General features: G+C 63.3%; 19 protein-coding genes. 15 read left to right on the top strand and 4 right to left on the bottom strand.

Annotation, left to right across the window (positions count from 1 at the left end; translation table 11 throughout):
* Positions 1-454: 454 nt before the first annotated feature.
* Positions 455-1,102, bottom strand: a complete 648-nt coding sequence (locus tag HMPREF0307_RS01160) for a TIGR03089 family protein (protein ID WP_066485322.1) — start codon at positions 1,100-1,102, stop codon at positions 455-457.
* A 55-nt stretch (positions 1,103-1,157) separates the two neighbouring features.
* Between HMPREF0307_RS01160 and HMPREF0307_RS01155 the strand changes: the two genes are divergently transcribed.
* The 6 genes from HMPREF0307_RS01155 to HMPREF0307_RS01130 all read left to right on the top strand — a co-directional run bounded on the left by HMPREF0307_RS01155 (position 1,158) and on the right by HMPREF0307_RS01130 (position 9,106).
* The gene (locus HMPREF0307_RS01155) at positions 1,158-2,099 is read left to right on the top strand and encodes a ribokinase (protein WP_066485593.1); all 942 of its coding nucleotides are present in this window, start codon (positions 1,158-1,160) and stop codon (positions 2,097-2,099) included.
* Between the two features lie 103 nt (positions 2,100-2,202).
* On the top strand, positions 2,203-3,156 hold the full coding sequence (locus tag HMPREF0307_RS01150) for an ornithine cyclodeaminase family protein (protein ID WP_066485319.1): 954 nt from the start codon (positions 2,203-2,205) through the stop codon (positions 3,154-3,156).
* A gap of 277 nt (positions 3,157-3,433) precedes the next feature.
* Positions 3,434-4,768, top strand: a complete 1,335-nt coding sequence (locus HMPREF0307_RS01145; RefSeq protein ID WP_197418360.1) for a short-chain fatty acid transporter — start codon at positions 3,434-3,436, stop codon at positions 4,766-4,768.
* 161 nt (positions 4,769-4,929) lie between these two features.
* On the top strand, positions 4,930-6,102 hold the full coding sequence (locus tag HMPREF0307_RS01140) for an acetyl-CoA C-acyltransferase (RefSeq protein ID WP_066485314.1): 1,173 nt from the start codon (positions 4,930-4,932) through the stop codon (positions 6,100-6,102).
* On the top strand, positions 6,103-8,358 hold the full coding sequence (locus HMPREF0307_RS01135; protein WP_066485303.1) for a 3-hydroxyacyl-CoA dehydrogenase/enoyl-CoA hydratase family protein: 2,256 nt from the start codon (positions 6,103-6,105) through the stop codon (positions 8,356-8,358).
* A gap of 130 nt (positions 8,359-8,488) precedes the next feature.
* Positions 8,489-9,106, top strand: coding sequence for a cation efflux transmembrane domain-containing protein (locus HMPREF0307_RS01130; RefSeq protein WP_066485301.1), 618 nt, complete (start codon positions 8,489-8,491; stop codon positions 9,104-9,106).
* Here the strand turns inward: HMPREF0307_RS01130 and HMPREF0307_RS01125 are convergent, their stop codons facing one another.
* The gene (locus HMPREF0307_RS01125; protein ID WP_066485299.1) at positions 9,107-10,282 is read right to left on the bottom strand and encodes an acyl-CoA dehydrogenase family protein; all 1,176 of its coding nucleotides are present in this window, start codon (positions 10,280-10,282) and stop codon (positions 9,107-9,109) included.
* Between the two features lie 114 nt (positions 10,283-10,396).
* Here HMPREF0307_RS01125 and HMPREF0307_RS01120 point away from each other — a divergent pair, with 114 nt between their 5' ends.
* From HMPREF0307_RS01120 to HMPREF0307_RS01105, 4 genes are all read left to right on the top strand, one after another.
* Positions 10,397-10,972, top strand: coding sequence for a TetR/AcrR family transcriptional regulator (locus HMPREF0307_RS01120; RefSeq protein ID WP_066485294.1), 576 nt, complete (start codon positions 10,397-10,399; stop codon positions 10,970-10,972).
* A gap of 126 nt (positions 10,973-11,098) precedes the next feature.
* Complete coding sequence (locus tag HMPREF0307_RS13410) at positions 11,099-12,577, top strand: 3-oxoacid CoA-transferase (protein ID WP_066485290.1); 1,479 nt, start codon at positions 11,099-11,101, stop codon at positions 12,575-12,577.
* Between the two features lie 76 nt (positions 12,578-12,653).
* Positions 12,654-13,391, top strand: coding sequence for a DsbA family oxidoreductase (locus HMPREF0307_RS01110; RefSeq protein WP_066485288.1), 738 nt, complete (start codon positions 12,654-12,656; stop codon positions 13,389-13,391).
* Between the two features lie 151 nt (positions 13,392-13,542).
* A complete protein-coding gene (locus HMPREF0307_RS01105) occupies positions 13,543-14,682 on the top strand; it encodes an ATP-binding protein (protein ID WP_066485286.1) in 1,140 nt (379 codons plus the stop codon).
* 61 nt (positions 14,683-14,743) lie between these two features.
* Here HMPREF0307_RS01105 and metS read toward each other — a convergent pair whose 3' ends face one another.
* Together metS and HMPREF0307_RS01100 are read right to left on the bottom strand one after the other, a co-directional pair.
* A complete protein-coding gene (metS, locus tag HMPREF0307_RS12430) occupies positions 14,744-14,920 on the bottom strand; it encodes a methionine/alanine import NSS transporter subunit MetS (protein ID WP_082723162.1) in 177 nt (58 codons plus the stop codon).
* A gap of 18 nt (positions 14,921-14,938) precedes the next feature.
* Complete coding sequence (locus HMPREF0307_RS01100; protein ID WP_181734573.1) at positions 14,939-16,534, bottom strand: sodium-dependent transporter; 1,596 nt, start codon at positions 16,532-16,534, stop codon at positions 14,939-14,941.
* Between the two features lie 442 nt (positions 16,535-16,976).
* Here HMPREF0307_RS01100 and HMPREF0307_RS01095 point away from each other — a divergent pair, with 442 nt between their 5' ends.
* The 5 genes from HMPREF0307_RS01095 (at position 16,977) to HMPREF0307_RS01080 (ending at position 22,658) form a co-directional block, all read left to right on the top strand.
* Positions 16,977-18,125: an AAA family ATPase gene (locus tag HMPREF0307_RS01095; RefSeq protein ID WP_066485273.1), complete on the top strand. Its 1,149-nt coding sequence runs from the start codon at positions 16,977-16,979 to the stop codon at positions 18,123-18,125.
* A gap of 11 nt (positions 18,126-18,136) precedes the next feature.
* The gene (locus HMPREF0307_RS12790; RefSeq protein WP_156435891.1) at positions 18,137-18,739 is read left to right on the top strand and encodes a hypothetical protein; all 603 of its coding nucleotides are present in this window, start codon (positions 18,137-18,139) and stop codon (positions 18,737-18,739) included.
* A gap of 41 nt (positions 18,740-18,780) precedes the next feature.
* Positions 18,781-20,148, top strand: coding sequence for a DNA methyltransferase (locus tag HMPREF0307_RS01090; protein WP_066485271.1), 1,368 nt, complete (start codon positions 18,781-18,783; stop codon positions 20,146-20,148).
* 207 nt (positions 20,149-20,355) lie between these two features.
* Positions 20,356-21,117: a LamB/YcsF family protein gene (locus HMPREF0307_RS01085; protein WP_066485269.1), complete on the top strand. Its 762-nt coding sequence runs from the start codon at positions 20,356-20,358 to the stop codon at positions 21,115-21,117.
* Positions 21,117-22,658 (top strand): 5-oxoprolinase subunit B/C family protein, encoded by a 1,542-nt coding sequence (locus tag HMPREF0307_RS01080; RefSeq protein WP_066485267.1) that lies wholly within the window; start codon positions 21,117-21,119, stop codon positions 22,656-22,658. Before HMPREF0307_RS01085 ends, HMPREF0307_RS01080 begins: the two co-directional genes overlap by 1 nt.

Raw genomic sequence — 22,658 nt, 5'->3', positions numbered from 1 at the left:
TGGGGTCATACGCTCGCCGCAAAGGCGAACGCATACCGCAGAGTATGACTCTCGATTCTGGACGCGAGCTGATCTGCGGCTTCATGTTCGTCTCCGATTCGCTGATAGAACAGTCAACATTCTGCAGAAGCTAGCCGCGGACCCGGCAAAGCGCTGCTGGGCCTCAATTTTCATGAAGTTCCTCCGCAACGCGCCCGGTATTCAAGTCCCCGGAAAGCCCCAGTTAGGGCACTACGAAAAGTAAAGGGTCCCCGTCGCCTGCCTCGGGGGGAGGGCGGCAACGGGGACCGAAATGCAAGGTGGGGCTTCCGAGCAACTCGGGGGGGTGAATGCCCGGCGCCGCACTGCCTTGCACACACAGAATAACGTACCACTCACAAAAGTGCGACATTGGCACGCTGAGCTGGGATTTCGCACGCTTCGCACAGCACGCACACCGAGCGCTACACCCCCATTACAGGCGTGAGGTCACCTTCTCATTGTCCGCAATGACATCGAGCCGCTCGGCCTCGGTCAACCCCGCCACGACAACGGCAGATCCGCCGCCTGCCAACGGCGCGAGGACAGCGTCGCTAAACGTCGCGTTATCCACCCACCCCGTGGACAGCAGACGATGCTCCTGCGGGATCGGCACGACCTCTTCCAACGCCGGGGCGTCGCCCATGTACTGGTCCCCGTAGAAACGCACCGTCGGCCCAAAGTCGAGCGCGCCGGCGGGCAGCTCCCCGCCAGTCTCCGTGACGCCACGGCCAAAGGGATCATCGTTGACCACTACCACGTCACCGCTATGCTCCGACGCACGCTCCAGCGACGCAAACGTGACCTCCGGGCTGAGCTCCGTGTCATCTGTAAATTCGTAGTTCACGCGCGCCGCAACCGCTCCCAACGCAATGACGGCTGCCTGCCAGCTCACCGGCACATCGATGACAATCGTGTCTCCGGGCGCCAGCTCGAGCTCCTCTTCGAGCATGTTGGCGATCTTGCACGCCCAGTTGTCGAGGGTCTGGGCCGAGAAGTCCATGCGTGCGCCTGTGGCCTCGTTGTAGACCGTAAGACGCGGCGAAGATGGATCGCGTTCCAACAGAGTGTGCAGCAGTTTCATGGCCGCCCATCCTACCCGCCCGTCGCGCGCCGAGTTGTCCGGCATAATCGGCGTCATGATATCCCAGACCAGCCCCGCTTCTCACCGCACAGGTTCGCTCACCGTCGTCGGTTCTATCAACGCCGATCTTTTCGTCCACACCGCGCGCCACCCGCACCCGGGCGAGACACTCCTGGGCTCCGGCGGCGAGGTTCTCGCCGGCGGCAAGGGTGCCAATCAGGCCGTCGCGGCTGCGCTCCAGGGTGCGCACGTCACGTTCGTCGGCGCGGTAGGCGACGACGCCTACACGCAGCCCGCGCTGCGCTACCTCGAATCCGCAGGCGTCGATCTCACCCACGTCGTTCGGCTCAAGGACACGACGACCGGCCTAGCGGTGTGCACCGTCTCCGATGACGGCGAAAACACCATCATCGTCATCCCCGGCGCGAATGCTTACGTCGACGCCACTTACGTCACCGCGCACACCGCGGCCATCACCGAGGCCGATATCGTGCTGCTTCAAGGCGAAATCCCCGCAGACGGCTTCCAGGCCGCCATTAACGCCGCCAGCAACACCCGCGTCATCGTCAACCTCGCCCCCGTCGTCGAGGTCGACCGCGACGCGCTGCTCAAAGCCGACCCCATCATCGCCAACGAGCACGAGGCCGGTCTTATCCTCGAGCAACTCGGCAGCCCCGCCACCAGCGACGATCCCCACGACCTCGCGCAGGCTCTCCTCGACGCTGGCTTTGCTTCCGTCGTGCTCACTCTCGGTGCCCGCGGCGCCCTCGTCGCCGACGCCGAGGGCCTCACGGACATCGCGACGCCGCACGTCACTCCCATCGACACGACCGGCGCGGGCGATGCCTTCGCCGGAGCGCTCTGCGCCCAGCTCCTCACCGGAGCCGAGCTTGCCGATGCCGCCCGCCATGCCTCCCGCGTCGGCGCCCAGGCCACGCTCACGCACGGCGCGCAGCCCTCCTACCCGGACCGCGACGCGGAGCTGCCCCACGTCTAATCCCACACCAGTCTCGCCCTCCACCGCACCTCCTACACACGCGCCCTTAGGTACAGTGGCGGCCACATTTCCGCGACCGCCCATCACAATCAGAGGAGAGACCGTGACTCCCCAGACAACGCCCCCAACCACGCCGCGCATCATCGACGCCGAGACCATCGCGGCCCACGTCCGCCCACGCGACGCCGTCGACACGCTGCGCCGTGTCCTGCGCGAGGGATTCGACCCGGCCAACGACCACGCGCGCTCAGCGTTACCCACGGCCAACGGCGAGTTTCTCCTCATGCCGTCTACCTCGTCCACGGCATTCGGCATCAAGCTCATTTCCGTCGCCCCCGCAGGCTACAACCCCGACCTGCCACGCATTCAGGGCACGTACGCGCTCTTCGACGGCGAGACGTTGAGCCCCTCCGCGTTCATCGACGGGATTACGCTCACCAATTTGCGCACGCCCGCCGTGTCTGTCGCCTGCATTCTTGATCTGCTCACCGCCTCCTCGCAGCCTCTCGACGCCGTCATTTTCGGCGCCGGCGTGCAGGCCGACGCTCATGCGGCCACGCTGCGTGACACCCTCGCGGGCGTACGTCCCGTCCGCACGACTTTTATCAGCCGCACCGATCCCGGTGACGGACGCACCTGGCACGCTGCCGGGTCCGCCGAGGCCCAGTCCGCCACCGCCGGCGCTGAACTCATCATCACGACGACCACCGCGTCCGAGCCCATCCTCGATGCCGCCGACGTCCGCACCGATGCCCTCATCGTCGCCGTCGGCTCTCATACCCCGGACGCCCGCGAGCTGCCCAGCGAACTCATCGCCGCCGCACAGGTCATCGTCGAAGACCACGAGGCCACGCTGCGCGAGGGCGGCGACGTCATCCTCGCCATCGCAGACGGTGCCGCCGACGCATCCGCGTTCCATACCTTCGCCGAGGTCGTCCGCGGCGACGTCGAGCTCCACCGCGACTCCCCCATCGTTTTTAAGTTCACCGGCATGCCGTGGGAAGACCTCGCCGTCGCCGAGACCATCGCCGCCGCCATTCCCGCACCCTCCGCCTAATTTTCACAACTTTTGCATCGGCAGGCCTGCCCCGCCGCTCATCCACGCACAACACCGCGCTGATGCCGCTTCCTTCGTGCCGCGCCGGCCATTGACACACTTCACACGAAAGACTTTTGTTTCCCCTTCCTTAGCCATATCCCCAATTGTGACCTAGACTACGTGCCAAACTAATTGCGATTCGCTTAACTATCCCTTCGCATGAAAGGTCACGACCATGGCTACCATCACAGCTCCCGACGCAGCAGAGAAGCGAGAGGCCCCTTTCGCTCGGGCAATGAAACCCATCAATCGCGTCGTTGAAGAATTCACGCCGTCGTCCCTGACGTTTGCCATCATTCTCACCGGCGTCGTCGCGCTCCTCGCTCTCATCTTCACCGATTCTGGGCCGACCACCGTCGTCCAGTCATGGGGCGACGGTCTCTCAGGGCTGCTCTCCTTCATGACCCAAATGGCGCTCGTCCTTCTCCTCGGGTCAATTCTCGCAGGCACACACGCCGTGAGCCGAGTACTCAAACGCCTCGCATCCGTGCCCAAAACCGCGCTGCAGGCGTATCTCTTCGTATTCTTTATTGGCGTCGCCGCCATGCTCTTTTCCTGGGGTCTGGGCCTCATCCTCGGAGCCCTCCTCGCCAAGCGCATTGCTGTTGAATTTCATCGACGTGGAACAGCCATCAGCTTCCCCATGCTCATCGCCTCCGCGTACTCGGCGATGGTCATTTGGCATATGGGCTACTCCGGCTCCGCGCAACTTACCGCCGCTACGGAGGACTCCTTCATCGCTCAGCAACTCGACCATACGATCTCCCTCGGCGAGACCCTCTTTTCATGGTGGAATCTTCTCGGCATTGCATTAACGGTCGCCTGCGTCGCTACCATGCTCTTCATCATTGCGCCCCGCCGCATCGATCCTTCCCACGTCATTGATGAATCGCACGTCGAAGCCCTCGCCGAAGCCGATCGACATGCAGCACCCGGGCGTACCTTCGCGGACCGCATCGACAGCAGCCGCATCCCCACCCTCCTCACCGGACTCGCCCTCGTCGCATACCTCGTCGTACATTTCGCTCACGGCGGCAGCACAACGCTCGACATCGTCAACTGGCTCTTCCTGGCGCTCATCTTCCTATTCGTGCGCAATGTCCACGAGCTCATAGAACTCACCGCTGACGCCGCCTCGAATGTTGGCGAAATCCTCATCCAGTTTCCGCTCTACGCCGGCATCATGGGCATTATGACCGGCACCGGCCTGGCCACGCTGCTGTCCGATTCCATTGTCGCCGTCGCAAATCCAGAGACCATCGGTGTTCTCGGCTTCCTCTCCGCTGGCATTGTCAACTTCTTCGTCCCCTCAGGTGGTGGCCAACTCGCCGTCCAAGGCCCCATCCTCCTCGACGCCGCCCAGTCCATGGGCGCCGACCCCGCCGTCGTCATCATGGCCATCGCATACGGCGACCAATGGACAAATATGATCCAACCGTTCTGGGCGCTGCCCATCCTTGCGGTCGCCGGCCTGAAGATCCGCGACATTCTCGGATACACCACAGCCACACTCATCGCCGCAGGTATCCCACTCGCGGCCACCATGCTCCTCGTTGGCTTCGTCGGATAATCTCCTCGCAACAGCACGCAGCCCGGCTCCGGACGGGCTTTTCTGTTGGAGCCAACGGGATTTTCAGCCCCACACCGCCGAATCATTGCACACGCACGCATTGTGACGTAGGCTACCCCACAAAACTAATAGTCATTCGCTAAACGGGAGGATTGACCACCATGACCGACATCCATTTCGTCTCCGCCGCACGCTTACCCATTGGCAAATTCGGCGGCTCGCTGGCGCGTTTCAGCTTGGAAGAGCTCGGCGTGACGGCAGCAAAGGCTGCGATTGAGCGTTCGGGGATTGCCGCCACAGAAATCGATTCCTCCGTCATCGCCAACGTCCTGCCCATCATCCCCAGCGACTTGTACATCTCCCGCAAGATTGCGCTCGGCGCGGGCATGGAGGACTCCTCGATTGCGATGAACGTCAATCGACTCTGCGGTTCCGGCGTCCAAGCCATCATCTCCGCGGCGCAGCAGCTGCGCGACGGGGACGCCACGGTCGCACTCGCGGGCGGCGTCGAGTCCATGTCGAACGCGCCCTACTCCGTCGAGGGCGCCCGCTTTGGCAAACGCATGGGCGAAGGCAAGCTCTATGACTGGCTCACGGGAGCACTCAGCTGCCCGTTCGGCACCGGACACATGGGCGTCACGGCCGAAAACGTCGCCTCTGACCATGGCGTCACCCGCGAGCGCCAGGACGAGTTCGCGGCCGAGTCGCAGCGCCGTGCGGCCGCCGCGCGCGACGCGGGACTTCATACCGAGGAAATCGTGCCCATCGAGACAAAGAAAGGCACCTTCGACCAGGACGAGCACATCCGTGAGACCACCCCGGAGGCGCTCGCTGGGCTCAAACCCGCCTTCCAGAAGGACGGCACCGTCACCGCTGGCAACGCCTCGGGCATCAACGACGGCGCCGCCGCGGTCGTGCTCACCACGGGCGAGGAGCTCGAGAAGCGCGGCCTGACCTCCTTCGGCAAGCTCGTAAGCTGGGGCATCGGCGGCGTCGATCCCACGCGCATGGGGCTGGGCCCTGTCGCGGCCGTGCCGAAGGCCCTGGAGAAGGCAGGGCTCAGCCTCGACGACATTGATCTCATCGAGTCCAACGAGGCCTTTGCCGCCCAGGCGCTCGCGGTCCAAGACCAGCTGGGTTTTGACCCCGCCAAAACGAATATCTACGGCGGCGCCATCGCCCACGGCCACCCCGTCGGCGCCACGGGCGCCATCCTCACCACGAAGATGCTCTACGCGCTGCGCCGCGAGGGCAAGCGCTACGGCCTGGTCACCATGTGCATCGGCGGCGGCCAGGGCATCGCCATCATCATCGAGAATGAGGAGGTCAACTAAATGACTATCCAGAAAGCCGCCGTCTTTGGCGCAGGCTCCATGGGTGCAGGCATTGCCGCACTGTTGGCCTCCGCCGGAATCGACGTCCTACTCTTCGACATCACGCGCGAGGGCGCACAGAAGGGCATTGACATCCAGGTAAAACGCAAGGGCTTTTATCACCCGTCGCACGTGGAGAATATTCGCCCAGCCGTCACGGGCGAGGACCTCCAGCTCCTCGAGGACCGGGACTGGGTCATCGAGGCCATCTTTGAAGACTTAGACGCCAAGCACGACCTCTACGCGCAGGTCGAGCCGCACCTCAAAGACGGCGCCCTGCTCACGTCAAATACCTCGACGCTGCCGCTGGCACGACTTCTCGAAGGCATCACGCGGAAAAACACGTTCGCGATCACGCACTTTTTTAATCCGCCCAAGATCATGCGGCTGGTCGAGCTCGTCGCCAATAACGACGACACGGCCGCGACGCTGCGCCTGGCCATCGAGCAGCAGCTGGGCAAGGTTGCCCTCGACTGCCGCGACACCCCGGGCTTTATCGCCAACCGCGTGGGCTGCTACTGGCTGGCCGCCGGCGTGTTCACTGCCCGCGAGCACGGCGTGAGCTACGAGCTTGCCGATGCCGCCTTTGGCCGCGCGTTCGGCATCCCCCGCACCGGAGTCTTTGGCTTGCTCGACTACATCGGCCTCCAGCTCGTCGCTCCCATCTGGGGCAGCCTCGAAGCTGCGCTCCCCCAGGGCGACCGCATCTTCGACGTGCCGCTGGGCCGCGACGAATTCATCGCAGGCCTCGTCGAGCGCGGGCTCACCGGACGCACCGGCGAGGGCGGTTTCTACCGCGGTCGCGACGAGTCGGTGCGCGAAGACTACTCATATGGCCCGCGCCTGCAGCCGGACGATCCTGTCGTGGGTCTCAAAGACCCGCGCGAGGTCATGGACACCGACTCCCCCGGCGGCCGGTTCGCGCGCGATCTCTTCCTCGCGACGCTGCGCTACGGCTGCGAGGTTGCCCCGGATATCGCGGACCACGTGGGGCTTATCGACGACGGCCTCAAGCTCGGCTTCGGTTGGAAGAAGGGCATCTTCGAGCTGGCCGATGCCGTCGGTCACGAGTGGCTCGTCGCGGCTCTCGCCGCGTCGGAAGGCGGAGTGCCCGCGCTGGTGGAGGCGGCATCGGAAGGCTTCTACCCAGCTGCAGGCCAGGTGCTCTCCTCGACGGGCAATCCCGTCGAGCTGCCGGAGCGCCCCGGCGTGGTGACGCTCGCGGGGCTCCGCGCGGCAGGCGCCACGGCAGTGCTCGAGCACGAGGCCGGGACCTTGCACCACGTCAATGCCGAGGGACGCGGGATCGGCATCATCGACCTCCACACGCCACTCAACTCCCTGCCCACGGCAGGGCTTGCATTCCTCCGCGCCTGCGTGGAGCACGCGGCCGAGGCAGAGGATATCGACGCACTCGTGATCGGCAACGACGAGGCGCGTGCGTTCAGCGCCGGCGCTGATCTGCCTACCATCGCCGAGGCCGCGGCATCCGGGGATGCCGAACGCGTACGAGGTCTCATCCGCGACGGCTCCGAGACCATGCGCGCCCTGCGTTTCGCGCCCGTGCCCATCGTGGGCGCGGTGCGTGGCGTGGCCTTGGGCGGCGGCTGCGAGCTGGCGCTGGCCTGCGACCGCCTCGTCATTCATGCCGATACCAAGGTTGGCTTCCCGGAACGCAACGTGGGTCTCTACCCCGGCTGGGGCGGCTCCATCGCCATGCTCGAGCACAACCTGGAGGCTGGCCACGCCGATGCGCACCAGCGCGCCTTCGACTTCATTACCTCCGCGACTCCCGCGCCGAACGCCTATTTCGCCCGTGACGTGGACGCCGTGCGCGAGAGCGACGTCATCCTCATGTCCCCTGACCACGTTCTTGCCCGCGCCATCGAGGAAGCCGCCGCATTGGCTGAGGGGTACACGCCCCGCACGGACGTCTCGCTACCGCTCTACTCCGGCCAGCCGCCGCTCGACGCCGCCTGGCCACTCGAGGACACGACGGACAATGACCACGCCATCGTGGCCCAGCTCGCGAAGGTCTACACCGCGGGCTCGCTCGACGAGCAGGAGGCCGCCGGCGACGCGAACGGCGCGGCCGCGCTCTCCTACTCAGAATTCAGCGACCGTGAGGTCGAGCTCGATGTCCCCGTCCTGCTCTGGCCCGCCAACGTGGAACGCTCCGCGCACATGGCGCGCACGCGCACACCGCTGCGCAACTAAGGGCGGGGTCCGCCTGCTCGGCGGCACCGATAGCCACAACGCCCGAATAAGGCCTCAAAATTTTGAGATCCACGGTCTTATTCGGACGTTGTGGCTATTTTCGGTGGGGCCGACTCGTTAGACTATCGGCGTGTCTGACTCTCCCGAAATCTCTGCGTCCACGCTCTCATCACGCGCCCGGACCATCGTCCTCACGGTGGCGCTGCTCAACCTCGCGGGCTGTCTCGTCGAGGCGGGCATCGCCGCGGCCATTGGCTCGGCCTCGCTGTTCGCGGACGCGGCGGACTTCCTCGAGGATTTCCTCATCAATATTCTCGTCGTCACGGCGCTGGGATGGTCGCTCGCGAGCCGCCGCAAGGCCAGCTACGTGCTGGCCGGACTCATTCTTATTCCGGCATGCTCGGCGATCGGCATGGCCATCTGGAAGATGGTGACGCACGAGCCGCCGGAAGCCCTCACCCTGTCGGCGACGGCCGTGGGCGCCATGATCATCAATCTTGTCTGCGCGCTGCTGCTCGCGCAGCTGCGTAACGCGGGCAACGCGCTCACCCGCGGCGCGTGGCTCGCCGCACGCAATGACGTGGCGGCCAACCTGCTCATTCTGGCCGCCGGCGTCGTCACGATGTTCTGGTTCAGCGCGTGGCCGGACATCGTGGTGGGACTTGTCATCGGCGTCATCAACCTGCGCGCAGCGAATGAGGTCTTCGAGCAGGCTCGCGCCGAAGACCCCGAGTTGGAAGAAGACTAACTACTTGTACGCCGAGAAGCCCGTGATCTTCTTGCCCATGATGAGCGACTGGACGGTGTCCGTGCCCTCATAGGTGTGCATCGCCTCGATATCGGCGAAGTGGCGAGCAATGTGATTATCGAGCAGGATGCCCACGCCGCCGAGCATGTCGCGGGCATCGGCAGCAATGCGGCGCGCGGCGCGGGTGTTGTGGAGCTTGGCCATGGACGCCTGCTCCGGCGCGAGCGTGCCCTCCTCCTCGCGAGTGGAGGCCTCGCGGCACATGAGCATCATCTGGCTGAGATCAAGCGCCATGTTCGCCAGGCGCTGCTGGATAATCTGTGCCTTGGCGAGCTCGCGGCCGAATTGCTGGCGCTCGAGAACGTACTCGCGTGCAATTTCGTAGCAGGCGACGGCCGACCCCAGAGCCATCCATGCCACGCCAATGCGCGTCGCCATGAGCACGCGTGCGGTGTCTTTGAAGCTCTTTGCGTTGGGCAGCTGATTCGCCGCCGGCACGCGGCAGTCCGTGAGCGTGATGTGCGCCTGGTGGATGGCGCGCAGCGAGAGCTTGTTCTCGATGACGGTCGCGGAATAACCCGGGGTGTCCTGCGGAACGATGAAGCCGGAGACGTCGCCGGACTCGAGGCGAGCGTAGACGATGGTGATGCCGCCGGAGGCGCCGTTGCCGATCCACTTCTTCTCGCCGTTGAGGATGAACTCATCACCGTCACGTACGGCGGTCGTCTCCAAGGCGATGGAATCCGAGCCGTGATTCGGTTCTGTGAGCGCAAAGGAGCCGAGCAGCGAGCAGTCAGCCATGTCAGATAGGTACTTTTTCTTCTGCTCGTCAGAGCCGAGCATCGCAATCGAGCGCATGGCCAGGCCCGCCTGGACGGCGATGACAGTGCCCATCGACGCGTCGATGCGCGTGACTTCCATAAGCGCCAAACCTGCTCCTAACGAGGACATATGCGCATGACCGTCGACCTCGAGACCGTCCGTCATGACGTCCTTCTCACCCAGCAGGCGCACGAGGTCGAGCGGGTACTCCGCCTTCTGCCAGTGCTCGTTGATGACGGGGAGGCAGGCGTCGCGGAAGGAGGCGGCGCGGGACCATGTGGCGGCATCGGCAGCAGTGATGCCGTCGAAGACGCCCAGGAAATCGGTTGTAGACTCAAACAGGTTGTGTGACATGACGCCTCCCGGCACGCTCGCGTACGAATGATTATTAGTTTGCTATTGTGACGAGCATAACACGTCCTGTCAAGCACTCGACCCATTTCCCCATCCAGAAAGGCAGCCCGCGCCATGGCCAATCAGAAACGCCGCGACCAGATCTCCGCCGCAGCTCTCGCCCTCTTCGATGAGCGCGGCTACCACGCCACCGGCATGGAAGACATCGCGAAGGCGGTGGGCATGCGCGCCTCGAGCCTGTATAACCACTTCCACTCCAAACAGGAAGTCCTCGCGGACATCTCAATCACCGCAATGGAGGACATGCTGCGCGCCAACGCCGCAGCCCTCGCCGGCATCACGGGGCCGCGCGAGCGACTCGCGGAAACCATGCGCACGCACATCGTTTATCACACCACGCAGGCCATGCGCGTGCGCGTGCTCACTGCGCACATTTCATCCCTCGAAGAACCGAGCCATTCCATCGTTCTCCAAGCCCGGCGCGATTATGTCGCGCGCTGGATGACCGTGGTCAACGAGGGCGTGACGGAGGGAATCTTCAGCGCACCCGACGTAAAAATTGCTTGCTGGGCGCTCATCGACATGGGTCTCGGCGTAGCCAATTGGTACTCGCCAGAAGGCGCGTATTCACCAGAGCAGCTGGGCGAGATGTACGCCCAGTTTGCCCTGCGCCAGCTGGAAACCCCCTAGATTCAGGTCACATTTTCTGAAAAATTGTGCTTGACGCCACACCGGACTACCACTACCCTTGGCAGGCAACACGCGAATAGTCATTCGCATTTCGCGGTTGAATTCAGAGCACAAGGAGCATCCCCCATGTCCACCAACAAAGTTGTATCCGACCTCTCTTCGGCACTCGACGGCCTGGAATCCGGCATGAGCATGGCCGTGGGAGACTTCGGCATCTGCGGCAACCCCCTTGTCCTCTTGGAGGGCATCGTCGACACCGGCGTCACCGACCTCGAGGTCTACTCCAATAACCCGGGTACGCAGATCGACGACAAGCACCTGGGCCTGGCGCTGCTCTTTAACGCCAAGCAGGTAGCTAAGTTTGGTGGCTCCTTCATCGGCTTCAACAAGGAATTCGAGCGTCAGTTCTTCGCTGGCGAGCTCGAGGTCGACCTCATCCCCCAGGGGACACTCGCGGAGAAGATGCGCGCGGGCGGCGCGGGAATTCCGGCGTTTTACACCGCGACGGGTGTCGACACGGCGCGTGCGGACGGCGGCCTGCCGGTGCGCTACGCGCCGGACGGCACGCTCGTGAAGGAATCGGAGCCCATGGAAACGCGCGAGTTCACCCGCAATGGCGTCACGAAGACCTACGTGCTCGAGGAATCCCTCGTCACGGATTTCTCGCTCCTGCGCGCGTGGAAGGCGGACACAGAGGGCAACCTCGTCTTTCGTAAGACGGCGGGCAACTTCAATGCGGACGCCGCGATGTGCGGCCGCGTCACCGTCGTCGAGGTGGAAAACCTCGTCGAGGCGGGCGAGCTCGACCCCAACGAGATCGACGTGCCCGGCATCTTCGTCGACCGCATTCTAGAACTCACCCCGCAGCAGGCCGAGGACAAATACATCGAGCGCCCGACTTTCCGCACGCGTGGCGAGGGCGGCGGCCGCCCCGAGGACCCACACACCCCGGAGAAGGGCTGGTCCCGTCTCCAGATCGCGGAGCGCGCGGCGCAGGAGCTTAGCGATGGTGAGTACGTCAACCTTGGTATTGGCATGCCCACGGCGGTCTCCAATTACATTCCGGAGGGCATCAAGGTCACTCTCCAGTCCGAGAACGGCATCCTCAACACTGGTCCGTACCCGTATGAAGAAGACATTGACGCGGACCTCATCAACGCCGGCAAGGAGTGCGTCACCATCCTGCCGGGCGGCTCCGTCTTCGACTCCTCGACCAGCTTCGCCATGATTCGCGGCGGCCATGTAAACACCGCAGTCCTCGGCGCCTTCGAGGTCTCCCAGACCGGCGACATCGCAAACTGGGGCATCCCAGGCAAGAAGATGAAGGGCATGGGCGGCGCCATGGACTTGGTCAAGGGCGCCCAGCAGGTCATCGCGATTATGGACCACACCGCGCCCGGCGGCGAGTCCCGCATCCGCAAGGTCTGCGAACTGCCGCTCACTGCCAAGGGCGTGCTCACCAAGATTGTCACCAACCTCTGCGTCTTCGAGGTGACTCCAGATGGCCTCGTGCTCACGGAGCTCGCCCCCGGCGTCACTGAGGCCGACGTCGCCGCAGCGACCGAGGCGGATTACACCTCGCAGCTGCCCGTCGCTGTGAGCTAACCTGCTGCGGGAATACTCGCGGGGCCCGGGGCGTCTGACTAGGTGTCATTTAATACCGAAATTAAAGAGTAACTTCATGCGCATCGACATCTGGTCCGACATCATCTGCCCGTTTTGCATCATTGGCAAGCGCCACCTTGAGCTAGCACTCGAGCGCTTTGAACACGCGGACGAGGTCGACATCCATTGGCATAGCTTCGAGCTCGATCCGAACGCCGCCCCATATTCCGGCTGCAACGTCGTGGACATGGTGGCGAGTAAATACGGCTCCACCCGCGAGCAGGCCGAGGCCGCCCAGCTCGACATCGCTCGCCGCGCCGAGGCCGTCGGCCTCACCTTCAACTGGGAGGTCGCCAAGCCCGGCAATACCTTCGCCGCACACCGCCTCATGCACGCCGCGTGGGACTACTTCGCTGCCCAGCCTGCCGATGCCCCCGCCCCCTCGCCCGCCGCCGTCGAAGAGGCCTTCATCACCGCCTACTTCACGGACGGATTGGATATCTCCGACCCGGAGGTGCTCCACGCCATCGCCACGGAACTCGGCCTGCCCGCGCAACGCGTCACTGAGGTCCTCGACTCCGACGCCTACGCCGACGCCGTGCGCGCCGACGAGGACCACGCCCACCAGCTGAGCATCACCGGCGTGCCTTTCTTCCTTATTGAAAACAAGTGGGCAGTCAACGGTGCCCAGCCGGTCGAGCTCTTCGTCCAGGCCCTCAACCAGGTCTGGGACGAAACCCACAAGCAGCCCGCGGCGCTCAACGTCATCGGCGGCATCGACTCCGGAGCGGCCTGCGGCCCGGACGGCTGCTAGCTGCCACCCCGGATCACAGTTGTCTCTACAGGATCAGTGAGTTCTAAAGAGAATCGCGAGTTCTAAAAATTCTAAAGGCGCGACCAATTTCTAAAAGTTCTAAAATCTATGAAGAACCTCGTCCTCTACCACCGAGAAAGAACACGCCGCGATGATCCCCGATAACAACCCCTTCCGACCGAGCTTTGGGGCGTCACCCCTCAAGCTCGGTGGTCGTGATTTCGAAGTTAATTCCTTCCTCTATGGACTCTATGGCGGCGTAGGCAGCATGCAACGTGTTGTCCTCATCAGCGGCGCGCGCGGCATTGGGAAAACTGTTCTGCTCAACGAGTTCGAAGACACAGCCCGTTCCATGGGATGGATAGTCCTCCGTGCCTATCCCGATGCCCACATGGTGGAGCACCTCCGCGACTCCGCTATCCCCGAAGCGCTCGCGGCACTCGATTACGCGCCGCGCGACGGTCGCCGTATCTCCGGCGTCTCGGTCGCTGGCATCGGCTCCATCAAGGTCGATGCACCTCCGCCTGCGGATACCCCGCTCCCCACGCTCATCTCACGCCTTCGTGCCCTGGCACGTGCGGCACACGCGCATGAGGCCGGTATCCTCCTGACTCTCGACGAGATTCAGGCTGTCGATGTTAACCAGCTCAGCGAGCTCGCAACGGCAGTCCAGGATCTTGTCCGCGATGATGCCGATATCGCCTTTGCCTCTGCTGGACTCACCTTTGGTATCGATGCTTTATTGAAACACCCCGGCACGACGTTCATGCGCCGCGCACATCGTCTCGAGCTGGCCCCACTGACCGACGAGGTAGTCGCCCGTGTCCTCACCGAAACAGCAGAATCAGGAGGCAGGCGCTTCACCGAATCAGCGCTTTCCCGCGCCGTTGAGCTCGTACATGGGTACCCTTACCTCATCCAGCTCGTCGGCGCCCTAGCGTGGACCAAGGCATCCATCGCCGGCACCACGGTCATGACTGACAAGCATGTCACCGAGCTCGCTCCTGAAATCGTCCAGCACATGGGCAATCAGGTCCACGCCATTGCGCTGAAAACCACTACCGACCGCGAGCACGAGTTTCTCTCCGCGATGGCCCAGTGCGACGCTGACCAACGTGGAGCAATCCCCATCGCCGCCATCGCTCAACGACAGGGAAAGACCACGAAGGCGCTCTCCATGGTGCGTCGCGGGCTCATCGACAAAGAACTCATCACGCCCGCTCGCTATGGCGCGCTCCGTTTTGTACTCCCCTACTTCCAGGACTATCTGCTCATACAGACGCATCGCTAAACACTCAAGGAGGGCAAGCCCGCATGGGACTTCCCCTCCTTGTCACGCTGGGAGACGGCTTTTAAGCCACGGCCTCGTGCGTGCGGTGCGACAGCGTCTCGTCATCAGTGCCCGGCGCGGTGCCGAGTTCGCCAGTCTCCTCGTCCTTCGTGCGGTTGAGCCACACAATGGAGAGCAGCAACCCGCCCCAGATGACGACGATGAAAAGAATCATCAAGATGATGGCGCTCGTGTTCATGATGGTGCGTCCTTTCTTTTAGTTGTGGGCGGTCGGGTTGGCCAGCGGATTGGGAGTGCCCTTCGGTCGACCCTTGGCTGGAACGCCGTAGTCCGAGGTCTCGAGACCGTCGAGGTGCTGGGAACCGCGGAACGTGAGCAGCGGGCCCACGATGGCAATCGCGAAGATGATCGCCATGACCGCCCAGCCGTAGAGACCAATTTGGGACTGCATGTAATCGCCGTACGGCTCCTTGATGAGGCTCATAATCTCAGTGACAAGGAAGTAGACGAGCAGCAGCGGAGTAGCCACGAAGGTGAGGAACTCCCACACCAGCCCGACGCGCAGCGCGGACACGGCGTTGATGTGCTGCGCAATCTCGGTGCGGCGACCGAGCACCCAGCCCACCATGATGAGCGCGCAGACGCAGCCAAAGACGATGCCCAGGTTATTGGTGAACTTATCCATGACGTCGAGGGTGACGAGGCCAGACTGCGTGGAAAAGAGCAGACACGAGACGATGGCCATGACAGTGCCGGCGTAGAGAGCAGCCTTCTTTCGCGGGATGCTGAACTTATCAGCGACGCCAGCGAAGACAACCTCCATGATGGAGATCATCGAGGTCACGCCGGCCAGGAACAAAGACCCAAAGAAGAGGAAGCCAAAGAGTCCGCCCAACGGCATGGAATTGATGATCGTCGGGAACGCGATGAACGCCAAGCCGATGCCGGAAGAGACAACTTCGTCCACGCCCACGCCCTGCTGGGCGGCCATGTAGCCCAACGTCGCGAAGACGCCGATGCCGGCGAGAACCTCGAAGGAGGAGTTCGCGAAGGCCGTGACCAAGCCCGTGTTCGTAATGTTGGTTCGCGGCTTGAGGTAGGACGCGTAGGTAATCATGATGCCGAAGCCGATGGACAGCGAGAAGAAGATCTGACCGTATGCGGCGATCCACACGGACGGGTCAGTGAGCACCGACCAGTTCGGTGTGAAGAAGGCATTGAGACCGTCCACGGCCCCATCGAGGAAGAGTGCGCGCACCACGAGGACGATGAACATGACGGCGAGGACCGGCAGGAAGATGGAGGTGAGCTTGCCGATGCCGTTGTTGATATCCGTCGCAAGAGCCACGATGCAGATAATCCAGACGAGGACCATGACGAGCAGAATCGGCCAGACGAATTGCGCCGAGTAATTCACGGAGGTGTCCGCCTGGAGGAAATCACCCATAAAGTACTCGTCCGGCTTATCGCCCCAGCCCTGGTTGAAGGACTTCACCGTGTAGATGGCCGCCCACGCGACGATGGCAGCGTAGTAGATGGCGATAAAGAAGTTCACGCCCACCTTGAACCAGCCAGTCCACTCCGCCTTGGGCGACATGCGGCGGAAAGCCAGCGGCGTCGAGCCACGGAAGCGGTGGCCGAGGGCGAGGTCAAACCACAGAATCGGGATACCCGCGGTCAGCAGCGCCACGATATATGGAACAAGGAACGCGCCACCGCCGTTTTCGTACGCGACGTAGGGGAAGCGCCAGATATTCCCCAGGCCAACGGCAGAGCCAATCGCGGCCATGAGAAACACCAGGCGCGTATTAAATGTGTCTCGCTCGGAGCGAGTCCTCACTTCATTCGACATAGAAGCCACCTTGTCCTTGTCCGGGGCTGTACCCGGAAACCCGATAGAGAGAGACGATGCTGGGCACGACCCGCCCGGCACCCCACGATGAACATTTCTCTCCCAAAACGCGGGAAAGCAGTGCGCAACGTGTATGAACAGGAATCATAATCTACCTAGCGATCGATAGGTAGAAGATCGGCGAAATTTATTTTCATATGTTTGCCCACGGATGAGCTGCTAGTTCCTAGTACTGCGAAGAGCTAGACGTCACGCAACAAACTTTGCACAGGATCACGCTGCACACGCTCGCCGAATACCCATCCTCATGCGCCTCCGTCGAGTCCGCACAGGCAACACCACCATGACGGAATACTCTGCACCTTTGCGAAGCCAGAAGCCGCACGAACCCTATTGCTTCGCTGCGCTGTGCAGCCCATGTGTCTCCGATAGACTTACCAGCATGAAATTGACACGCGTTTCCCTCAAGAATTGGCGGAATTTCCGAGAGCTCAACGTCGACATTCACAACCGCCTTTTCGTCGTGGGCGCGAATGCCTCGGGAAAATCTAATTTTCTCGATGCGCTGCGTTTTATTGGAGAAATCGCGCGCCGCGGCGGCGGCATGACATCTGCCCTCGACACGCGAGGCGGTATGAAAAACGTGCGCAACCTCAACGCACGGAATTTCAACCGTGGCCAAGTCACCTTCGAGCTACACCTTCAAGACGACTCGCATGACTGGATATACCGACTCAGCCTGCACCAGGAAAAGAACGGTTTACACCGACCACTCGTCGCTGAGGAGGCTGTATACAAAGATAAGAACGAACTTCTCCTTCGCCCTAATTCCGACGACATGGACGATCCAGAGCTGCTCACCCAGACTCACCTAGAACAGATTGCCGCCAATAAGTCTTTCAGACAGCTGGCAGACTTCTTTTCTTCAATCGAGTACTTTCATCTTTCTCCCCAAGCCTTGCGCGAGACCGCTCACGGTGCTTCAACCAGCGACGCCTTTGGACGCGGGTTCTTGGCTGAGATCAATTCCGTTCCGGAACAAACACGAAACGCGTGGCTTGGCCGCATTCAGGCCGCGCTCACTGCGGCCGTTCCTGAATTCGAATCACTCAAGCTACAGGTCGATAGATCCGGCAATCCGCACCTCGTAGCCGGGTACCGGCACTGGCGCAAAGAGGCCGCGCATCAACAAGAAACGGAGTTTTCGGACGGAACGCTCAGGCTCATCGGTTTACTGTGGGCGGTGATTTCTAAATCCTCGTCGTCCGGCTTGCTCTTGCTTGAGGAACCTGAGCTGTCGCTCAACTCTGGAATCGTGCGTGTGCTTCCCACACTCTTCGCGCGCGCCCAGCGCGGAAAGTCAATGCAGATAGCAATGTCGACGCACTCCCCTGATCTGCTCGATGACGAAGGCGTCGACCCCGCAGAAGTTCTCGCTCTGCGTGTCGGACGCGAGGGAACAACAGGCACCCTCCTCTCCGAAATCGAGTCGGTCCATGCCGAGCTGGCGGCTGGCCTTCCGCTCTCTGATGTCGTTGACGCTCTCATCAATCCCCATGGCCTCGATGGGCTCATCAGCGTCGCCAGTTGAAATGGACAACCATGCTCATCAACTATGTCGTTGAAGGTAATTCCGATAAAGGCGCTGTCCTAGCACTTCTCAAAGCAACAGGACATCAACCGGCACACTCTTTCGTCAAACGTGGATACGCGCAGCTTGATAAACATACACCGGGGTATACCCGTGCAGCTGAGCTCGATCCCTCAACAGGCTGGTTAGTGCTGCGCGACAGCGATGGAGCTTGTCCCGTTGAGCTACGAGCACGCCTTTCCACCCCAACAGTGCCCTCTTTTTTCTATCGGGTGGCGTGCACAATGACCGAAGCTTGGCTTCTTGGAGATGCGGACGGTATAAGCGAGTATTTCTCCATTCCGCGTCGCGCCATTCCACGGGAACCTGAGGCGCTAGTACATGCCAAACGCACTCTGCTCTCTCTCGTCCACGAATATGCTCCACGTGAGCTCAAAGAAGAGTTCGTATCGACGCTGGGAACACAGGTGCGGATGGGTCCGCTGTTTGCTGATCACCTCACCGAATTTGGCCGTGATCACTGGGATATTGACGCCGCCCGCCAGCACTGTCCCAGCCTGCAGCGTGCCTGGCTGCGTCTAACTGCCGCTGCTTCTTCCAGCACAGCTCGCTAATCCCTCAGTTTTCCACCGAACTTACAAGGTATATTTCTGCCATGCCCACTTCCTTGCTCGCCGCCCTGCCCGGCATCCTCACCGCCGCACGCGAAGAGGCTGAGCAGGCGAAGGCCGCGGCCGCGCCACTCACGGACGCCGAGGGCACCATCCTGCACGGCGACAATCTGCAGGCCCTCGCGGGGCTTCTCGCCGGAGGTGCGGCGGGCACGGTCGACCTCATCTACATCGATCCACCCTTCGACTCCCGCGCGGAGTACGCGGCAACGGTTACGGTGCCTCTCTCCGATGGACGCGCCGTCGAGATCACGCGGCCGGCGTATAAGGACTCGTGGGGGCACGGCGGCATCGGAAAGCTGAGCGCTACGGATGCCAGCACAGCGGCCTATCTGGGGATGCTTGCGCCGCGGCTTATCCTCATGCGCGAGCTCCTCGCGGAGTCCGGCTCCATCATGGTGCACCTCGACTGGCACGTGGGCCATTATGTGCGCGTGCTGCTCGACGAGATATTCGGGCGCGAATGCTTCATCAATGAGCTGGTGTGGCGCTACGGCAAAATGAGTCGGACTACGCGCCGCTTTCCGCAGAACCATGACACGATTTACTTCTATGCAAGCGACCCGCACCGCTATTACTTCCAGCCGGTCAAGGGCGCGGAAAGCGAATACAAGAAGCGTTACGCGCGACGGCTGCGCGGAGACAAGCTCTACTGGGGCGACGTCAAGGAGAGCACGGATCGGCTCATCGCGGGCCGCGCGCGCAAACGAGTGAAGGAACTCGGACGCGAACTGGTCGATGAAGACGTGCTCTTCGACTTCACTTCGGAGTTCAAAGTGCAGGACGACGTCTTTTACGACATCTCGATTATCAAAGGCAATGCCGCGGAACGTTTGGGTTACGACACCCAAAAGCCGGAGAAGCTACTCGCCCGGCTCATCGAGGCTGCGTGCCCGCCCGGTGGGCTCGTCGCTGACTTCTTTGGCGGTTCGGGCACGACGGCCGCGGTGGCGCAGCGCACCGGCCGACGGTTTATCACGGGTGATGTGGGCGCGGCGGCGGTGAGCGTCATGCGCGCGCGGTTAGGCGTACCGATACGCGCTCTTGTCGACGCCGCGGAAGCCCAGGTCATTGACGCGCAGGTTCGCGTCCTCGATGGGCGCTTGGCTCTGGTCGACTTTGCGTATCGCGACGTTTCCGCGGTCGCGGCGGCGTTGGGCCTTGACGAGGAGAACGCACGGAAACTAGCGGAGATTCATGAAGCGGAGCCGCTGGCGCTCGCGGCCACGTGGACGGTAAGTACTGCGGATGGCACGGAGATCTATTCGGGACCCGTCGCACCCGTGGAGGGCCCCGGCGCGCAGGTCGAAGTCAGCGATGTCTTTGGACACCGCGCGACGATCTACCTCTAGGACATATGAGCGGCCTCTGCGTCCATGGATCCGGGGCTTATATGTGCTGAACGTAGATCATGATGTCGCGAGTGGGGGTAGTCATGCGGGAGTGCAGAGCGTAACGGCCTTCACAATATGGGGTGACGCGGGCTACACTACACAACATATTGTTCAACAATCCCGCCCGGGACCTCAGGGCGTCACAGTAGAAAGGACCGGCCCCACATGAGCGCGCTGCGCATTGACCTCAACGCCGACCTCGGAGAGACCACCGCAGGCAACCCCGTCGCGGACGACGCGGCGATGCTGGAGATGGTCTCCTCGGCCAACGTCGCCACCGGCTTCCATGCGGGCGATGCCCACTCCATCGCGCAGACCGTCCGCGCGGCCGCCGAGCGCGACGTCGTCATCGGCGCGCACGTGGGCTACAACGATATGGCTGGCTTTGGCCGCCGCTTTATCGAGTACCAGCCGGAGGAGCTTGCGGACGAGGTCACCTACCAGATTGGCGCGCTCGACGCCCTGGCCCGCGCGGCTGGCACGAAGGTCGCTTACGTCAAGCCGCACGGAGCGATGTACAACGCGATCGTCCACCACGAGGCGCAGGCCAAGGCCGTTGTGGACGGCGTCAAGGCCTTCGGCGATATCCCGCTCATGCTTCTGCCCGGCGGCGTGGCCGTGGACATCGCGGAGAAGAATGGCCTGACCGTCATCCGCGAGGCCTTCGCGGACCGCAACTACAACCCGGACGGCACGCTCGTCTCCCGCACGTTGGACTACGCGGTGCTCGAGACCCCCGAGGAGGTCACGGCGCGCGTGCTCCAGGTCGCAGAGACCGGCTCGGTTACCGCCTACGACGGCACGCGCCTCGACGTCGACGCGCAGTCCATCTGTACCCACGGCGACTCGCAGGGCGCAGTCGACATGCTGCGCAACGTTGTCGCGACGCTGAAGGACAAGGGCATCGACGTGCGGAGCTTCATCTAATGCGTATCCATCCCGTGGGTACGCGCGCGCTGCTCATCGACTTAGACGGCTTGGACCAGGTCATGACGTGGCATGGTGCACTCGAGTCCGAGCCGCTGCGCGACCAGGTCGACTGCATCGCCGCCGCGACCACGCTCCTGCTCACCTTTGAAACCCCCAACGCCGCCGCCGAGGCCGCGCGTTTCCTCCCCAGCTTCGAGCCCGCCAGCCGCGCCGCCGCCGAGCCGCGCACTGTGGAAATCGACGTTCTGTACGACGGCGAGGACCTCGAGGAGGCCGCCCAACTCGCGGGAATGACCCCGGACGAGCTCATCGAATGGCACACGTCGACCGAGTGGACCGCCGCGTTCGGCGGCTTTGCGCCGGGCTTTACCTACTGCGCGCCGGCCGACCCGGGCCGCAGCCTGGCGATGCCCCGTCGCGCCACGCCCCGCACCGCCGTCCCGGCGGGCGCAGTGGGCATCGCGGGCGACTTCTCGGCCGTCTACCCGCGCGTCTCCCCCGGCGGCTGGCAGCTACTCGGCACCACCACGACGCCCATGTGGCAGTCCCAAGCGCAGCCGCCCGCACTCGTCCAGCCCGGCGACCGCGTGCGCTACCGCGCGGTGTCGCAGCTTCCGGAGTTGCTGCCGGATACGTCGCGCCACGCCGGCGCCCCGGCGCGCCTGCCGCGCCTCGAGGTCGTCGAGGCTGGCCTGCTCACCTTGTACCAGGACCTCGGCCGCCCGGGGCGCGGCAACCTGGGGGTCACGCCCTCGGGTGCGGCGGACCGCGCAGCCGCAGCGACGGCCAATATTGCGGTGGGCAACCCCCGCGGTGCGACGGTGCTCGAAAACATTGGCGGGCTCACGGTGCGTGCGCTCACCGATACCGTCGTGTGCGTCACCGGCGCCGTCGCCCGCGTCAAGCTGGGCACCATGCCGGTTCACCTCGCCCGCCCCGTGCTCGTCACAGCGGGCCAGACGCTCACCATCGACAATGCGACGCTGGGCCTACGCTCCTACGTCGCGGTTCGCGGCGGCATCGTCGCCGACGCCGAGCTCGGCTCATCCGCCACTGACATCCTCTCCGGCCTCGGCCCAGACCCCGTCCACAAGGGCGACGTCATCGGCGTGTTGCCGCGCTCGACGGCCATGACGGACGCGCAGCTCGCCAACCCGCTGCGCGTCACCGAGGAAAGCGGCCGCACCGTCGGCCGTCTGCGCTGCGTGCTCGGCCCGCGCGACGACTGGTTCCCGGCCGACGCCGTGCACGCCTTCACGGAGACCGAATGGACCGTCACGCCGGATTCCAACCGCGTGGGTCTGCGCCTCGACTCCGAGGTCACCCTCGAGCGCAACCGCCACGAGGAGCTGCCCTCCGAGGGCATGGTCGCGGGCTCTGTCCAGATTCCGCCTAACGGCAAGCCCGTGGTCTTCCTGCGCGACCACGCCGTCACCGGCGGCTACCCCGTCGTGGCGACGGTACTAGAAGAAGACATTGATATCGCGGCCCAGCTCCCGCCGGGGGCCCGCGTCCGCTTCGAGATTGTGGAGAAGTAA

This window comes from Corynebacterium sp. DNF00584 (genome assembly GCF_001552965.1).
GTDB classification, from domain to species: Bacteria; Actinomycetota; Actinomycetes; order Mycobacteriales; family Mycobacteriaceae; genus Corynebacterium; species Corynebacterium phoceense.
This window is presented reverse-complemented; position numbering and strand designations above follow the sequence as displayed.

Excerpts from the sequence above, each read along its gene's own strand:
- HMPREF0307_RS01160 (WP_066485322.1), bottom strand. The coding sequence starts at position 1,102 with ATGAAACTGCTGCACACTCTGTTGGAACGCGATCCATCTTCGCCGCGT.
- HMPREF0307_RS01155 (WP_066485593.1), top strand. The coding sequence starts at position 1,158 with ATGATATCCCAGACCAGCCCCGCTTCTCACCGCACAGGTTCGCTCACC.
- HMPREF0307_RS01145 (WP_197418360.1), top strand. The coding sequence starts at position 3,434 with ATGAAACCCATCAATCGCGTCGTTGAAGAATTCACGCCGTCGTCCCTG.
- HMPREF0307_RS01140 (WP_066485314.1), top strand. The coding sequence starts at position 4,930 with ATGACCGACATCCATTTCGTCTCCGCCGCACGCTTACCCATTGGCAAA.
- HMPREF0307_RS01135 (WP_066485303.1), top strand. The coding sequence starts at position 6,103 with ATGACTATCCAGAAAGCCGCCGTCTTTGGCGCAGGCTCCATGGGTGCA.
- HMPREF0307_RS01125 (WP_066485299.1), bottom strand. The coding sequence starts at position 10,282 with ATGTCACACAACCTGTTTGAGTCTACAACCGATTTCCTGGGCGTCTTC.
- HMPREF0307_RS01120 (WP_066485294.1), top strand. The coding sequence starts at position 10,397 with ATGGCCAATCAGAAACGCCGCGACCAGATCTCCGCCGCAGCTCTCGCC.
- HMPREF0307_RS13410 (WP_066485290.1), top strand. The coding sequence starts at position 11,099 with ATGTCCACCAACAAAGTTGTATCCGACCTCTCTTCGGCACTCGACGGC.
- HMPREF0307_RS01110 (WP_066485288.1), top strand. The coding sequence starts at position 12,654 with ATGCGCATCGACATCTGGTCCGACATCATCTGCCCGTTTTGCATCATT.
- HMPREF0307_RS01105 (WP_066485286.1), top strand. The coding sequence starts at position 13,543 with ATGATCCCCGATAACAACCCCTTCCGACCGAGCTTTGGGGCGTCACCC.
- metS (WP_082723162.1), bottom strand. The coding sequence starts at position 14,920 with ATGAACACGAGCGCCATCATCTTGATGATTCTTTTCATCGTCGTCATC.
- HMPREF0307_RS01100 (WP_181734573.1), bottom strand. The coding sequence starts at position 16,534 with ATGTCGAATGAAGTGAGGACTCGCTCCGAGCGAGACACATTTAATACG.
- HMPREF0307_RS01095 (WP_066485273.1), top strand. The coding sequence starts at position 16,977 with ATGAAATTGACACGCGTTTCCCTCAAGAATTGGCGGAATTTCCGAGAG.
- HMPREF0307_RS12790 (WP_156435891.1), top strand. The coding sequence starts at position 18,137 with ATGCTCATCAACTATGTCGTTGAAGGTAATTCCGATAAAGGCGCTGTC.
- HMPREF0307_RS01090 (WP_066485271.1), top strand. The coding sequence starts at position 18,781 with ATGCCCACTTCCTTGCTCGCCGCCCTGCCCGGCATCCTCACCGCCGCA.
- HMPREF0307_RS01085 (WP_066485269.1), top strand. The coding sequence starts at position 20,356 with ATGAGCGCGCTGCGCATTGACCTCAACGCCGACCTCGGAGAGACCACC.
- HMPREF0307_RS01080 (WP_066485267.1), top strand. The coding sequence starts at position 21,117 with ATGCGTATCCATCCCGTGGGTACGCGCGCGCTGCTCATCGACTTAGAC.